Raw genomic sequence first — 15,134 nt, forward strand, 5'->3', positions numbered from 1 at the left:
TGCTGCCGAGCCCGTGCTCAGTCGCGCAGCGGAAGGCCGCCGGCGCCGGGCTCCTCCTCGCCGGAGACCTCGTCGGCGTCCGCTGCGTCGAGCACGGGCTTGGCAGCGGCGATGTGCGAGATCGAGCGCCACACCAGGGCGAGGGTCACCGCCGAGCCGGCGAACGCGAACCACCAGGGGGCGGTGAGCCCGAACAGCTGCGCGAGCAGCCCGCCGATGAACTGCCCGATCACCAGCCCGCCGAAGACGCCGACCATGTTGACCGACGCGATGCGGCCCTGGAGCTCCATCGGGACGAGGCGCTGACGCACGGTCGTCGAGATCGTGCCCCACACGAACGCATACAGGCCGAAGCCGAACATGATGACGAAAGCCACCGCGGGCGACGTCGTGAGGGCGAAGCACAGGTGCATGAGCACCTCGAGCGACAGGCACACGCGCATCAGCGTCGAGAACGAGACGTGCCGCTCGAGCCAGCCGAAGCTGAAGACCGCGATGATGCCGCCGATCGCCGACGCGGTCGTGAGCGCCCCGTAGCCGACGGGCCCCATGCCGAGATGCTCGGTGGCGTAGAGGACGAGCACGCCCCACGGCGCGGCCCACGTCACGTTGAAGACCAGGATGATGATGACGAGGGTGCGCACGGGCGCGTTGTGGCGCAGCCATCGCAGGCCCTCGCGGATCGCGTGCGCCTTCGTGCCGCGCTCTGACTCGGGATGCTGCGGAACGGGTGTCCGCGCGATGCGCGAGATGAGCAGCACCGCGAGCGACACGCACAGCACCTGCAGCACGAACGGCCAGAACCAGCCGACCGCGAACAGGAAGGCGCCCAGCGGGGGCCCGGCCAGCTGGTTCGCGACGAGGTAGCCGGCCTGCATGCGCGCGTTGCCGATTCCGAGATCGGCGGGCTTGACCAGCATCGGGAGCAGGGTGCTGCCCGCCGAGTCGGCGAAGACCTCCGCCGTGCCGTACAGGAACGCCGTCGCCAGCACGAGCCACACGGTCGCCTGCCCGGTGACCAGGAACGCCACGAGGATCAGCACGATCACCGCACGCAGCCCGTTGGCGAGCATCACCAGCCGGCGTCGGTCGTGGTGGTCGGCGACCGCACCCGCCAGCAGGCCGAACAGCAGCCACGGCAGGAACTGCATCATGGCGCCGGCGGCGACGAGGATCGGCGAGGAGGTGAGCGACGCGATCAGCAGCGGCGCGGCGGCCAGCGCGATGCCGTCGCCGAGGTTGCTCGTCCACGACGACGCGAGCAGCCACCGGAAATCGGTGCCCAGGCGGCGTGGTGCGATCAGGTCGCCGAGCGAAGGCATCCCGCCATCCTAGAGGCGGCAGCGGGGCCGCCATGACGGACGACGGATGCCGCGCCCGCAGCGCCCGTCACTTCCCGGCGGGCGCCCCGCCACGGTGGGTGAAGAGCGTCTCGGTCTGCTCGATGTCCATGCCCTTGGTCTCGGGCACGCGCCAGGCCACGTAGATGAAAGACAGCGCCGCGAACAGCGCGTACATCCCGTAGGTCAGGGGGAGCGACCACGTCGACATGACGGGGAACGAGATCGTGATGAGGAAGTTCGCGATCCACTGCGCCCCGGCAGCGACCCCCAGCGCCTTGCCGCGGATGCGGCTCGGGAAGATCTCGCCCAGGAGCACCCAGACCAGGGGGCCCCACGAGGCGCCGAAGCCGATCACGAACACGTTCGCGGCGATGAGGGCGATCGGACCCCACGGCGCGGGGAGCACGACCTCGCCGGCGCTGTCGGTCTCGGAGAACAAGAACGAGATGGCCATGAGGCCGAGCGACAGCGTCATCAGCACGGAGCCGGTCAGCAGGATCGGCTTCCGGCCGACGCGGTCCACGAGGAAGATCGCGATCAGGGTGACCAGGACGTTCGTGATCGAGGTCACGACGCTGATCGTGAAGGAGTCGCTCTCGTCGAATCCGACCGACTGCCAGAGGCTGGTCGAGTAGTAGAAGATCACGTTGATGCCGACGAACTGCTGGAACACAGAGAGGATGATTCCCACCCAGACGATGCGCTGCAGCCCGAGCACGGGGCCGCGGAGGGAGACGCCGGCGTTCTTGCGATCGGTCTCGATCGCCGTCTGCAGGTCGCGCATCGTGTGGTCGAGGTCGGCAGCCGGGACCAGGCGGGCGAAGATCTGGCGGGCTTCGTCGATGCGTCCCTTCGCGATGAGGTAGCGCGGCGACTCGGGGAGGGTGAAGGCGAGGATGCCGTAGACCGCGGCCGGCACGGCGCCGACGATGAACATCCAGCGCCACGCCTCGAGCCCGAACCACAGCACGTTGTCGGCGCCGCCGGCGGAGTTCGCAAGCAGCGCGTCCGACAGCAGCGCCGCGAAGATGCCGATCGTGATCGCGAGCTGCTGCAGCGAGGCGAGCCCGCCGCGGATCTGACGCGGTGCGATCTCGGCGATGTACGCCGGTGCGACGACCGATGCGATGCCGATGCCGAGCCCGCCGATCACCCGCCAGAGCGCGAGATCCCACGCCGAGAACGCGAGGCCGGCGCCGATCGACGAGACGAAGAACATGATGGCGCCGAGGAACATCACCCGCAGGCGGCCCCATCGGTCCGACAGATTGCCCGCGATGATCGCGCCGACCGCACAGCCGAGCAGGGCGATGGCCACGACGAACCCGGTGATGACGTCGTTGAGCGCGAAGTCCCGCGAGATCGAGTCGACCGCGCCGTTGATGACCGAGGAGTCGAAGCCGAAGAGGAAGCCGCCCACCGCCGCCGCGACCGACAGGCCGATCGCTCGTCGCCCGTAAGGACTGCGGAGGGAGAACGCGTCTGCGGGGATCGAGCCGGTCGAGTGCATGCTCGTCACGCTATCGGGCGGTCGACCGCGGGGCGAGGGCATGCGTGGCGCGTCGCCCGCGTGGTATGAGGCCGTACAGTGAAACGCATGCCCGTGACACTGCTCGGTGCGGCCGAGATCCGCGCGCTCGCCGCCGACCTCGACGTCACCCCGACCAAGAAGCTCGGGCAGAACTTCGTCGTGGACGCCAACACCGTCCGCAAGATCGTGCATGTCGCCGAGGTCCGCGCGGGCGATCGGGTGGTCGAGGTGGGGCCGGGGCTGGGGTCGCTCACGCTGGCGATCCTCGAGGCCGGGGCATCCGTCACGGCCGTCGAGATCGACCACCGCCTCGCCGAGCGGCTCCCTGCGACCGCCGCCGCGCACGGCGTCCCGGACGGCGCCCTGACCGTCGTCGACGCCGATGCGCTGCGCGTCACCGAGCTGCCGGGCGAGCCTACGGTGCTGGTGGCGAACCTGCCCTACAACGTCAGCGTGCCGGTGCTGCTGCACTTCCTCGAGACCTTCCCCGGGCTCGATCGAGGCGTCGTCATGGTGCAGGCAGAGGTCGGGGAACGCCTCGCGGCCCCGCCCGGGTCGAAGGTGTACGGGGCGCCGAGCGTCAAGGCCGCGTGGTACGGACCCTGGCGACTGGCGGGCACCGTGTCGCGGCAGGTGTTCTGGCCGGTGCCCAACGTCGACAGCGTGCTCGTCGGGTTCCATCGCGACTCCGAGCCGCGCGGCGACGAGGATCTGCGCCGCCGGACGTTCGCGATCATCGACGCCGCCTTCCAGCAGCGGCGCAAGATGCTGCGGCAGGCGCTCTCGCAGGTGCTCGGGGGCAGCGCGGGTGCGGCATCCGTCATCCTCGAGCGCGCGGGCGTCGCACCCACCGCCCGCGGCGAGGACCTCTCGATCGACGACTACGTGCGCATCGCCGAGGCCGCCTCTTCGCAACCTGCAAGCTGAAATTCAGCGGATCTTCACCGCGTCGTCGGGAACCTCCCGAAACACGCCGGTAACATTTCAGCGTTCGTCGTCCGGTAACACAGGCAGATCGCCTCGCGGCGGACCGGAGTGAACCTGCCATGCGCACCGCCGAGTACCCGGCTCCCGACCGCGTCCTTCTGCACCTCAGCGACACCCACCTGCGCGCCGCCGCGACGCCGCGCCTCTTCGACGCCCTGGACGGCGCCGCGCGCCTGACCGAGGCGCTCGCCGCGATCGAGGCGAGCGGCATCCGGCCCGACGCCGTCGTCTTCACCGGCGACCTCGTCGACCTCGGCGAAGCCGACGCCTACGCCGACCTGCGCGCGATCGTCGAGCCGGTCGCCGATCGCCTCGGCGCCCGCGTGCTGTGGGTGATGGGCAACCACGACGAGCGCGGTGCCTTCCGCGAGAACCTGCTCGACGAGGCATCCGATCCGCGTCCGGTCGACCGGGTGGACGAGCTCGACGGCCTCCGCGTGATAACGCTCGACACCAGTGTTCCGGGCCATCACCACGGCGAGGTCCGCGACGAGCAGCTGGCATGGCTCGCCGAGGTGCTCGCGACGCCCGCGCCGCTGGGCACCGTCCTCGCGATGCACCACCCGCCGGTTCCGAGCGTGCTGCCGCTGGCCGCCAGCGTCGAGCTGCGCGACCAGAGCCGGCTGGCCGCGGTGCTGCGTGGCAGCGACGTGCGCGCCATCATCGCCGGTCACCTGCACTACTCGACCTTCGCGACGTTCGCCGGCATCCCGGTGTCGGTCGCGTCATCGACCTGCTACGCGCAGGACCTCACCGTCCCCGTCGGCGGAACCCGCCCGCAGGACGGCGCTCAGGCCTTCAATCTCGTCCACGTGTACGACGACACCGTGGTGCACTCGGTGGTGCCCGTCGCGGCGCCGCTCACGCTCGAGCACATCGATGCCGACGAGGCTCGCCGGCGCCTGCTCGACGCCGGTGTCGCGCCTCTCACCGCCGCGCGGAGGGATGCGCCGACCGAGCCGATTCCCGTGCTGCGCTGAGCTCGTCGCGCTCCCACGGCGGGCGCACCGGGAACATGCGCTCCAGCACGCTGCCGATCGAGCGCACGCGGATCTCCTCGGGGACCTCCAGCTCACCGCCGTCGTTGAGGCAGAACATGTCCGCGTCGCAGCGCTCGGCGAGACGCTCCATGAGCCGCAGGCCCTTGGCCAGCGTCGTCTGCGCGTAGCGCACGCGGGGTGCTCGCGTGGCGATCGCGCGGCCGGTCAGCAGCGCGTAGTAGTGGTAGAGGCTGTTGGTCACCGAGATGTCGGTGGCGGAGCGGAACCGGGATGCCGCGGTCCGGGCGAAGTCCTCGGGGAAGGTCTCCTCGAGCTCGGCCATGACGCTCTTGCGCAGCGGTGCGGCACAGTGCTCGAGGTCGCGGACGATCGTCCGCCCGAACCGTTCCTTCAGCAGCGCACGGTTGACCCGCAGGCCGTTGTCGTGACCGCTGCGCTGGAGGGCGGGCTCTCCGGCGCCGATGCGCACCTCGCATTCGACGAACTTCGTGACGCCGCCCGGTGTGAAGAACATCTCCGGCTCGACCGGGCGCCCGAAGAACATGTCGTCGTTCGAGTAGAGGAAATGCTCGGCCAGGCCCGGGATGCGGTGCAGCTGCGCCTCGACCGCGTGCGAGTTGTGGGTCGGGAGCACCGAGGGGTCGGCGAAGAACTCCTCACTGCGGACGATCGTGACCTTCGGGTGGTCCAGCAGCCAGGAGGGCGCCGGCGAGTCGGTAGCGATGAAGATGCGTCGCACCCACGGGGCGTACATGTGCACGCTGCGCAGGGCGTAGCGCAGCTCGTCGACGTGGCGGTAGCGGGCCGGGCCGTCGTCGCCCTCGCCGACGACGTACTCGGCCAGCTGGGCGGCCCGCTGCCGCCGGAAGTCGCTGGATGAGCCGTCGACCCACGAGAAGACGAGGTCGATGTCTTCGGTGATCTCGAGCGGCTGCGGGTCGAACATGCCGGCGATGGTGCGCCAGATCCGTCCGTGCCGTTCCACGGTGGTGTAGGCGAGGTCCTCGGCAGGAGTGTGCCGGCGGGTCAGCGCGTTGTCGCGCGGTGCCTCGACGACGTCGTCCCCGAAGCGCCAGAACTCCAGATGCACGCCGACTGCGGGACCGTAGCGCAGCGAGCCGGCGCTGGTGATGCGCGGGCGGTACAGGCGCAGGACGGAAGGCGCGTCCGCGACGGCCGGCGCGTCGCACGCCAGCAGCGGGCCGCGGCCCTTGGCCTTGACGTACAGCGGCTCGCGCGTGCACACGGCGGCCAGGGCGCTCATCGCCTCGTCACGGTCGCGGAGGTCCACCACGAGCGCGGGGATCGTGCGGTCGTGCCGGATCAGCAGGGTCTGGATGCCCGCCTCGTCGAGCGCGGACGCGGTCAGCAGCAGATCGGCCTCCCGCGCGTCGTGAGGCGCGACGTCGTCGTGGACGAGATGGAGGATGCCGCGGTCCACGACCACGTCGGCCCGCTCGGTGAGCACGGTCCACGGATCGGCGGCATGCGGCAACGCAGACAGCAGGGTCATGCGGTCCTCCTTCTCGGTCGGCGGCCGGCGGCGCCCGAACGCGTCCAGAGCCGGTCTCGACACCATAAGCGAGCGTCGGTTACGGCCGCGTTTCGCGCGAAGGGCCTTGACACAGGATCCACCCGTGTGCCCTCGGCGCGCACCTGCGCGGGCGGCCCGACGTCGCTAGCCTGGACCGGTGACCGAAGACGCGCGCTACCTGTCCCGTGGAGGAGATCTCCACCGCCCCTACACCGCCGCCGCCGACCGCTACACCGGCGCCGACTACCGTCGCGTCGGCACGTCGGGCCTGACGCTTCCGCCCGTGTCGCTGGGCCTGTGGTGGAACTTCGGCGACAACATCCCCTTCGACAACCAGCGTGCGCTGCTGCGCCACGCGTTCGACCGGGGCATCACCCACTTCGACCTGGCGAACAACTACGGCCCGCCCTACGGCACGGCCGAGACCAACTTCGGCCGCATGATGCGCGAGGACTTCGCCCCCTACCGTGACGAGCTCATCATCTCGTCGAAGGCCGGCTACGACATGTGGCACGGTCCCTACGGCAACGGCGGCTCCCGCAAGTACCTGATCTCCAGCGCCGAGCAGTCGCTCACGCGCATGGGCATCGACTATGTCGACATCTTCTACTCGCACCGCGTCGATCCTGATGTGCCCGTCGAAGAGACGGTCGGCGCCCTCGACACGCTGGTGCGGCAAGGCAAGGCCCTCTACGTGGGGATCTCGTCGTACAGCGCGGAGCGGACGGCGGTCGCGGCATCCGTCGCCCGCTCGCTGGGCACTCCGCTGGTGATCCACCAGCCGGCCTACTCGATCCTCAACCGGTGGGTCGAGGACGGCCTGACCGGCGTGCTGCGGCAGGAGGGCATGGGCGCCATCGCGTTCACGCCGCTCGCGCAGGGCCTGCTCACCGACAAATACCTGGGCGGCGGCGACGCCGACCGCGCCCAGCAGCGCGCCTCGCTGCCGAGGGGGCCTCTCAGCGACAAGGGGCTGTCGACCCTGCGCTCGCTCGACGTCATCGCCAAGGAGCGCGGGCAGACGCTCGCGCAGATGGCCATCCAGTGGGTGCTGCGCGACCCGGTGGTCGCGTCGGCCCTCATCGGGGCCTCGCGACCGGCACAGCTCGACGAGAACCTCAAGGCACTCGAGGGGCCCGCCTTCACGACGGAGGAGCAGGAGCGCATCGACGCGCTGTCGGACGGCATCGACGTGGACCTCTGGGCGGAATCGGCGAACCGGTGAGCGAGGCTCTCGCCGCCGACGGCGTCCGGGTGCGGGCGCCCGGCAAGCTCAACCTCTTCTTCGAGGTCGGCGGCGTGCACGCGGACGGCTACCACGACGTCGCGTCGGCGTACCAGGCGGTCTCGCTGTACGAGGACGTGTGGGCCTCGCCGTCCGACGAGTTCACGGTTGCGGTCTCGGGCACGGTCGACGTGTCGGGCGTCCCCGCCGACGACCGCAACCTGGCGGTGCGCGCGGCTCGGCTGGTGGCTCAGCGCATCGGCCACGCGGGCGGCGTCCACCTCGACATCGTCAAGCACGTCCCGGTGGCAGGCGGCATGGGCGGAGGATCCGCGGATGCCGCGGCCGCCCTCGTCGCCTGCGACGCGCTGTGGGGCGCCGAGCTCGGCAGCGCCGAGCTGCACAAGCTGGCCGCCCGCCTCGGGGCCGACGTGCCCTTCGCGCTCATGGGAGGCACCGCCGTCGGGACCGGTCGGGGAGACCAGCTGAGCCCCGCGCTCGCGAAGGGCCGCTTCGACTGGGTCGTGGTGCCGTCGGATGCAGGGCTGTCCACCCCCGAGGTGTACGGCCACCTCGACGAGCTCCGGTCGCGCCCCGACATCACCACCGGCGCCCGCGTTCCGGCCGTCGCGCCGACCGTGCTCCAGGCGCTGCGCGCGGGCGACCCGGTGGCGCTGGCCGAGCACACACGCAACGATCTGCAGATCGCGGCGCTGTCGCTGCGCCCGGAGCTGCGCGAGGTGCTGGAGCTGGGCGAGGAGTCCGGGGCGCTGGCGGGGCTGGTGTCGGGGTCCGGCCCTACGCTGGCATTCCTGACGGCCGACCCCGAGTCGGCCCTGGAGCTGCAGATCACCCTGTCCGCCGCCGGGTACCAGGCGCTCCACGTGCACGGGCCGGTGGCCGGTGCACGCGTCGTGAACTGACACCGGCGCGGAAGAACGTCACGAGGTCCGCCCCCGCGGACACGGAGAGGAAGTCGCATGAACACGATCGCTCCCGCAGTCGCCGCGGACGAGACCGCACGCGAGGCCTTCCGCGAAGGCGAGGTCGACCAGGAGTCGGCCGCCCGACTCGCCGAGAACGGCCTGGAGTACCGTCGCGTCGCGGTCGACGGCGACGAGTACGTCGGCTGGCTGCAGTCCGTCGCCCGCGGGTTCCAGGACGGCGAGCGCACCGACGAGCAGATCGCCGCATCGCGCGAGCGCAGCGGCTACCGCAGGCTCACCGGCGTGTACGACCCGGCGGCGCCGGTTGACGCTCCGGTCGCGACGATCGCGTCGTGGCTGGGGGAGCTCACCGTGCCCGGAGCAGCGACGATCCCGTCGTGTGCGATCTCGGCGGTCACCGTGGCCCCGACGCACCGCCGCCGGGGCGTCGCCCGGGCCATGCTCGAGGGCGAGCTGCGCGCGGCGCGGGCCGCCGGCATCCCGATGGCGATGCTCACGGTGAGCGAGTCCCAGCTCTACGGCCGGTACGGGTTCGCCTCGGCCGCCCCGGCGGCGTCGTTCGAGATCGAGACCAGGCGCGCGGTGTGGACCGGGCCGCGCCCCGAAGGGCGCGTCGACTTCGTCGGCCGCGAGCGCGTGCGCGAGGTGCTGCCGGTCCTGCACGAACGGGTGCGCCACCGCGCGCCGGGAGAGATCGACGTGCAGAGCAGCCAGTGGGACAACATCGCCGGGGTGTGGCCGGGTGCCGAGAAGGCGACCGAGAAGCGCGCGGTGCAGTACTCCGACGCTGCCGGCGAGGTCCGCGGCGCGGCGGTGTACACGGTGCGCGAGAACCACGACGACTTCACCAAGGCCACGGTGAACGTCCACTACCTCCTGGCCGAGACCGACCACGCGTACGCGGCGCTGTGGCGGTTCCTCCTCGAGCTCGACCTCGTCGCTTCCGTTCACGCCGGGGAGCTCTCGGTCGACGAACCGGTGCTGTGGATGATCGCCGACCGACGGGCGGCCAAGACGACCGTGCGCGATCACCAGTACGTCCGCATCCTCGATGTCGCCACCGCCCTCGAGGCCCGCCGCTACGCAGCGCAGGGCACGCTCGTGCTCGACGTCGCCGACCCGCTGGGGCTCGCCGCCGGCCGGTACGTGCTGACGGTCGACGCCGACGGGGCCGGCACCGTACGGCGCCTCGCAGAGGGTGAGACGGCGGAGGGCATCGCCGTCGCGCTCGGGATCACCGAGCTGTCGGCCGTCTACCTCGGCGGGGTGTCGCTCGCGACCCTCACCGCAGCCGGGCGCGTGACGGTGACGCCGACGGAGCCTGGCGACGTGGCGAAGGCGACCGCCGTGCTCGGCTGGCACACGGCGCCGCGGCTGAGCATCTGGTACTGACGGTCGACCTCCTCGGCCGAGCCGACGTCGCTGGCGCCTTGCGCGCCGCCGGCGTCGCCTAGCCTTGAGGGGACATGGCACATCTTCTGGGGGCCGAGGCCCTGCACCTGGAGTTCCCGACGAAAGTGGTCTTCGACCGCGTGTCGCTGGGCATCGACGAGGGCGACCGCATCGGCGTGGTCGGACGCAACGGCGACGGCAAGTCGAGCCTGCTGGCGATGCTCGCCGGCCGGCTCGAACCGGACGGCGGCCGGGTGACCGTGCGCGGGGGAGTGCGCGTCGGCGTGCTCGACCAGGCCGACACCCTCGACGACGCGCTCACGGTGCGCGAGGCCGTCGTCGGCGATCGCCCGGACCACGAATGGGCCGGCGATGCCCGCACGCGCGACGTCATCGCGGGACTGCTCGGCGACCTCTCATGGGACGGACCCATCGCCGGACTCTCGGGCGGCCAGCGCCGGCGGGTGTCGCTCGCGGCGCTCCTCGTCGGCGATCACGACGTGATCTTCCTCGACGAGCCGACCAACCACCTCGATGTGGAGGCCATCGCCTGGCTCGCCGAGCACATCAAGCGACGCTGGCCGGCGAATCAGGGAGGCCTCCTCGTCGTGACCCACGACCGGTGGTTCCTCGACGAGGTGTGCAACACGACGTGGGAGGTGCACGACCGCATCGTCGAGCCCTTCGAGGGCGGCTACGCGGCCTACATCCTCCAGCGCGTGGAGCGCGACCGGCAGGCTGCCGTCATCGAGCAGCGCCGCCAGAACCTCGCTCGCAAAGAGCTCGCGTGGCTGCGTCGCGGCGCGCCCGCGCGCACGTCGAAGCCGAAGTTCCGCATCGACGCCGCCAACGTGCTCATCGCCGACGTGCCCGAGATCCGCGACGCCACCGAGCTGCGCTCGCTCGCGGTGTCGCGCCTGGGCAAGGACGTCGTCGACCTCCTCGACGCCGCGGTCTCCTACGACGGGCGCGAGGTGCTGCATCCCGTCGAGTGGCGCATCGCCCCCGGCGAGCGCACCGGGATCCTCGGCGTCAACGGCGCGGGCAAGTCGACCCTGCTCGGTCTGGTGGCCGGTGATGTCGAGCCGACCGCGGGGCGTGTCAAGCGCGGCAAGACCGTGAAGGTCGCCACCCTCACGCAGCGGCTCGACGAGCTCGAGGAGCACCTCGACGACCCCGTGCGCGTCGTCATCTCGCGGCTGCGCACGACGTACACCTTCGGCAGCGGATCCAAGGCGCAGGAGCTCACCCCCGGCCAGCTGCTGGAGAGCATGGGGTTCCAGAGCGCGCAGCTCTCCACGCCGGTCAAGGATCTCTCGGGCGGCCAGAAGCGCCGGCTGCAGCTCCTGCTGATCCTCCTCGAGCAGCCGAACGTGCTGATCCTCGACGAGCCGACCAACGACCTCGACACCGACATGCTCGCCGCCATCGAGGATCTCCTGGACTCGTGGCCCGGCACGCTCCTGGTCGTCTCGCACGACCGGTACTTCATCGAGCGCGTCACCGACCAGCAGTACGCGATCCTCGGCGGCCACCTGCGTCATCTTCCGGGCGGCGTCGACGAGTACCTGCGTCTGCGCGAGCGCGAGAAGTCGGCGCCTGCCGCAACCTCGAAGGCGACGGATGCCGCGGCCGCGGCATCCGTCCCGTCCCCGGCGTCGGCGCTGTCGGGGCAGGAGCTGCGCGCCGCGCAGAAGGAGGTCGCCGCGCTCGAGCGCCGCCTCGAGAAGCTCGAGGGGCAGATCGCCGCCGCGCGCACCGCGCTGGCCGACCACGACCAGTCGGACTACGTCGGCCTCGGCGCCGAGATGGCGCGCATCGGCGAGCTCGAGAAGGAGCGCGACGGCGTCGAGGAGCGCTGGTTCGAGGTCACCGAGCAGATCGGCTGATAGCCCGAACTCCTCGAGCTTCGGCGGTGTCCACGGCATCCTCGACGAGTCAGCGGCGTGCTGGCAGGTCCTCCGGAGTGCGCACTGCCGTGCCCGCCACCTCGCGGTCGCGCCGGTCCGCGCTCAGTCGGCCGAGTCGAACCCCAGACTGAGCTTGCGCAGCAGGGCGGCCAGTCGCTCGCGGTCGGCGCGCGAGAGGCTGTCGAGGAGGAGCGCTTCGGCGTCGACGAGTCGCGTGATGGCGGCATCCACGCGGATCCGTCCTTCATCGGTGAGGGTGACCAGCACGCTGCGGCCGTCGTCGGGATCCGCTTCGCGGCGCACCAGGCGACGCCCCACCAGGCGGTCGATGCGGTTGGTCATCGTGCCGCTCGAGACGAGCGTCTGCAGCAGCAGCTGCTTGGGGCTCAGCTGGAACGGCTCGCCCGCGCGCCGCAGCGCCGACAGCACGTCCCACTCCCACGGCTCCAGCTCGCTGCGCTTGAACGCGTCGCGCCGCGCGCGGTCGAGGTGCCGCGAGAGGCGGTCGACCCGCGACAGCACGCCGAGGGGAGAGAAGTCGAGGTCGGGGCGCTGCGTGGTCCACGCCTCGACGATGCGGTCCACCTCGTCGCTCTGCGCCGTCATGCCCCCATTATCCCGAGCCAGCCGCTTCGACGAGCTCAGCGACAGGTGCGCGGTCTGGCAGACTTGTCGGGCGGCGCCCGGCACCCGGAATCGTCGCGGTCCGCCGTGGTGTAATGGCAGCACGACAGCCTTTGGAGCTGTGAGGTCTAGGTTCGAGTCCTGGCGGCGGAGCATGACCGACACCCCCCGCGACAACGCACTGGCCGTCATCGTCCTCGCTGCCGGCCAGGGCACCCGCATGAAGTCGACGCTGCCCAAGGTGCTGCACCGCATCGGCGGCCGCCCCCTCGTCGGGCACGTGCTCGACACCGCCCTCGCCCTCGAGCCGGACCGCCTGGTGGTGGTCGTGCGGCACGAGCGCGACCTCGTCGCCGACGCGGTGAGCAGCGCGGTCCCCGCAGCGGTCGTCGTCGACCAGGACGACATCCCCGGCACCGGACGCGCCGTCGAGGTCGCCCTCGATGCGCTCGAGGACTTCGCCGGGGACGTGCTGGTGCTGAGCGCCGACGTGCCGCTCCTGGAGGCCGATACGCTCGCCACCCTCGTGGCCACCCACCGCCACGGCGCCGTCGCGGCGACGCTCCTGAGCGCCTCGGTCGACGACGCCACCGGGTACGGCCGCGTGATCCGCGACGCGGACGGCACCGTGTCGCGCATCGTCGAGCAGAAGGATGCCACGGCGGACGAGGCATCCGTCACCGAGATCAACGCCGGCGTCTACGTGTTCCAGGCGACGGCGCTGCGCACCGAGCTGGCACTCGTGGGCACCGCCAACGCGCAGGGCGAGAAGTACCTCACCGACGTGGTCGCGCTGCTGCGCGGCGACGGGTTCGCCGTCGCCGCCCAGTCGGCTCCGGATGCCGCGGCCGCCCTCGGCGTCAACGACCGCGTCCAGCTGGCGGAGGCCGCCCGCGTGCTCAACGCGCGGACCGTCCGGCGCTGGCAGCTGGAGGGCGCCACGATCCTCGACCCCGCCACCACGTGGATCGACGTCGACGCGAAGCTCGCCCCCGACGTGACGGTGCTGCCGAACACGCACATCCTGCGCGCCACCGTGATCGCCTCGGGCGCGATCGTCGGCCCCGACACCAGCCTCGTGGACTGCGAGGTGGGGGAGGACGCCACCGTCACCCGCACCGATGCGACCCTCGCCGTCATCGGCGCCCGCGCAACCGTCGGCCCCTTCGCCTACATCCGCCCCGGCACGTACCTCGGCGACAACGGCAAGATCGGCACCTTCGTCGAGACGAAGAACTCCACCATCGGCGAGGGCAGCAAGGTGCCGCACCTGTCGTACATCGGCGACACGACGATCGGCAGGCATGTCAATCTCGGAGCGGGCGCGATCACCGCGAACTACGACGACATCGCCAAGCACCGCACCGAGATCGGCGACGAGGTGCACTCCGGCTCGCACAACGTCTTCGTGGCGCCCGTTAGGATCGGAGACGGCGCGAAGACCGGGGCAGGGGCGGTCATCCGCAAGGATGTGCCCGCCGGTGCCCTCGCTCTCAGCGTCGCCCCTCAGCGCAACGTCGAGGGTTGGGTCGAGAAGAACAGGCCGGGAACCGGGGCGGCGGATGTCGCAGCCAAGGCCCGCAGCGCACAGAAGGCGGACGATGGCGCGCAAGAAGAAGACCGTTGAGCTCGACCGGGCGAACGACATCGCCCCGGGACTCGTCGCGAAGACGAAGAAGCGCCTCGTGGTCGCACGGGGAAGCTCCCACCCCGAGCTCGCGGCCGAGGTCGCCGCGCAGCTGAGCACGGAACTCGTCCCCACCGAGTACCGCACGTTCGCGTCGGGCGAGATCCTCACGCGCTTCGAGGTCTCGATCCGCGGCTGCGACCTGTTCCTCATCCAGAGCTTCGGGCCGCCGGTCAACGAGTGGATGATGGAGACCCTCATCATGCTCGACGCCGCCAAGCGCGCGTCGGCCAAGCGCATCACGGTGGTCGCGCCGTACTTCCCGTACTCGCGTCAGGACAAGAAAGGACGCGGCCGCGAGCCGATCAGCGCGCGCCTGGTCGCTGATCTGTTCAAGACGGCGGGCGCCGACCGCGTCATGAGCGTCGACCTGCACGCCGCGCAGATCCAGGGCTTCTTCGACGGGCCCGTCGACCACCTGTTCGCGAAGCCGGTGCTGCTGGAGTACTTCGAGAACACCCTCAGCGACGCCGACCGCGAGCGACTGACGGTCGTCTCGCCCGACACGGGCCGCGTGCGCGTCGCCGACCAGTGGTCCGACAGCCTCGGGGCGCCGCTGGCGATCATCCACAAGCGCCGCGACCCCAACGTCGCCAACCAGGTCACCGTCAACGAAATCGTCGGCGCCGTCGACGGACGCGTGTGCCTCCTCGTCGACGACATGATCGACACCGGCGGCACGATCGTCAAGGCGGCCGAGGCGCTCAAGGCCAACGGCGCCGTCAAGGTCATCGTCGCCGCCACGCACGCGATCTTCAGCGACCCGGCCGCCACCCGCCTGCAGAGTCCGGCGATCGACGAGGTGGTGGTGACCGACACGGTGCCGATCCCTGCCGAGAAGCGCTTCTCGACCCTTACGATTCTGCCTATCGCACCGTTGCTCGCGCGTGCGATCCACGAAGTGTTCGAGGACGGCTCCGTCACCAGCATGTTCGACGGCGCCGCCTGACGCC

General features: G+C 71.2%; 12 protein-coding genes and 1 tRNA gene. 9 read left to right on the top strand and 4 right to left on the bottom strand.

Translation table 11 applies throughout. The annotated features are described in order from the left end of the window. Positions 1-17: 17 nt before the first annotated feature. Together IM767_RS13140 and IM767_RS13145 are read right to left on the bottom strand one after the other, a co-directional pair. A complete protein-coding gene (locus IM767_RS13140) occupies positions 18-1,322 on the bottom strand; it encodes an MFS transporter (RefSeq protein ID WP_109210841.1) in 1,305 nt (434 codons plus the stop codon). A 67-nt stretch (positions 1,323-1,389) separates the two neighbouring features. Then, positions 1,390-2,853: a sugar porter family MFS transporter gene (locus IM767_RS13145; protein WP_109210842.1), complete on the bottom strand. Its 1,464-nt coding sequence runs from the start codon at positions 2,851-2,853 to the stop codon at positions 1,390-1,392. An 87-nt stretch (positions 2,854-2,940) separates the two neighbouring features. Here IM767_RS13145 and rsmA point away from each other — a divergent pair, with 87 nt between their 5' ends. After that, positions 2,941-3,801: a 16S rRNA (adenine(1518)-N(6)/adenine(1519)-N(6))-dimethyltransferase RsmA gene (gene rsmA, locus IM767_RS13150; RefSeq protein WP_109210843.1), complete on the top strand. Its 861-nt coding sequence runs from the start codon at positions 2,941-2,943 to the stop codon at positions 3,799-3,801. A 119-nt stretch (positions 3,802-3,920) separates the two neighbouring features. Next, positions 3,921-4,841, top strand: coding sequence for a phosphodiesterase (locus IM767_RS13155; RefSeq protein ID WP_109210844.1), 921 nt, complete (start codon positions 3,921-3,923; stop codon positions 4,839-4,841). Here IM767_RS13155 and IM767_RS13160 read toward each other — a convergent pair. After that, entirely contained in the window at positions 4,789-6,375 is a 1,587-nt protein-coding gene (locus tag IM767_RS13160; protein WP_109210954.1) for a stealth conserved region 3 domain-containing protein, read from the bottom strand. The two genes, IM767_RS13155 and IM767_RS13160, sit on opposite strands and share 53 nt — an antisense overlap. Positions 6,376-6,553: 178 nt before the next feature. Between IM767_RS13160 and IM767_RS13165 the strand changes: the two genes are divergently transcribed. From IM767_RS13165 to IM767_RS13180, 4 genes are all read left to right on the top strand, one after another. Next, positions 6,554-7,621: an aldo/keto reductase gene (locus IM767_RS13165; protein WP_109210845.1), complete on the top strand. Its 1,068-nt coding sequence runs from the start codon at positions 6,554-6,556 to the stop codon at positions 7,619-7,621. Continuing rightward, on the top strand, positions 7,618-8,544 hold the full coding sequence (locus IM767_RS13170) for a 4-(cytidine 5'-diphospho)-2-C-methyl-D-erythritol kinase (RefSeq protein WP_109210846.1): 927 nt from the start codon (positions 7,618-7,620) through the stop codon (positions 8,542-8,544). Before IM767_RS13165 ends, IM767_RS13170 begins: the two co-directional genes overlap by 4 nt. Before the next feature lie 57 nt (positions 8,545-8,601). Continuing rightward, on the top strand, positions 8,602-9,960 hold the full coding sequence (locus IM767_RS13175) for a GNAT family N-acetyltransferase (RefSeq protein WP_109210847.1): 1,359 nt from the start codon (positions 8,602-8,604) through the stop codon (positions 9,958-9,960). Between the two features lie 74 nt (positions 9,961-10,034). Beyond that, positions 10,035-11,849 (top strand): ABC-F family ATP-binding cassette domain-containing protein, encoded by a 1,815-nt coding sequence (locus IM767_RS13180; protein WP_109210848.1) that lies wholly within the window; start codon positions 10,035-10,037, stop codon positions 11,847-11,849. Between the two features lie 123 nt (positions 11,850-11,972). Here IM767_RS13180 and IM767_RS13185 read toward each other — a convergent pair whose 3' ends face one another. Further along, on the bottom strand, positions 11,973-12,476 hold the full coding sequence (locus IM767_RS13185) for a MarR family winged helix-turn-helix transcriptional regulator (RefSeq protein ID WP_109210849.1): 504 nt from the start codon (positions 12,474-12,476) through the stop codon (positions 11,973-11,975). Between the two features lie 99 nt (positions 12,477-12,575). Here IM767_RS13185 and IM767_RS13190 point away from each other — a divergent pair. The 3 genes from IM767_RS13190 (at position 12,576) to IM767_RS13200 (ending at position 15,130) form a co-directional block, all read left to right on the top strand. Continuing rightward, positions 12,576-12,647: transfer RNA gene (locus tag IM767_RS13190), tRNA-Gln, on the top strand. 1 nt (position 12,648) lies between these two features. After that, positions 12,649-14,121 (top strand): bifunctional UDP-N-acetylglucosamine diphosphorylase/glucosamine-1-phosphate N-acetyltransferase GlmU, encoded by a 1,473-nt coding sequence (glmU, locus tag IM767_RS13195; RefSeq protein WP_109210850.1) that lies wholly within the window; start codon positions 12,649-12,651, stop codon positions 14,119-14,121. Then, positions 14,096-15,130, top strand: coding sequence for a ribose-phosphate diphosphokinase (locus IM767_RS13200; protein WP_109210851.1), 1,035 nt, complete (start codon positions 14,096-14,098; stop codon positions 15,128-15,130). The genes glmU and IM767_RS13200 overlap by 26 nt, the downstream gene beginning before the upstream one ends. Positions 15,131-15,134 lie beyond the last annotated feature (4 nt).

The organism is Microbacterium ureisolvens, assembly GCF_015278315.1.
Taxonomy (GTDB): domain Bacteria; phylum Actinomycetota; class Actinomycetes; order Actinomycetales; family Microbacteriaceae; genus Microbacterium; species Microbacterium ureisolvens.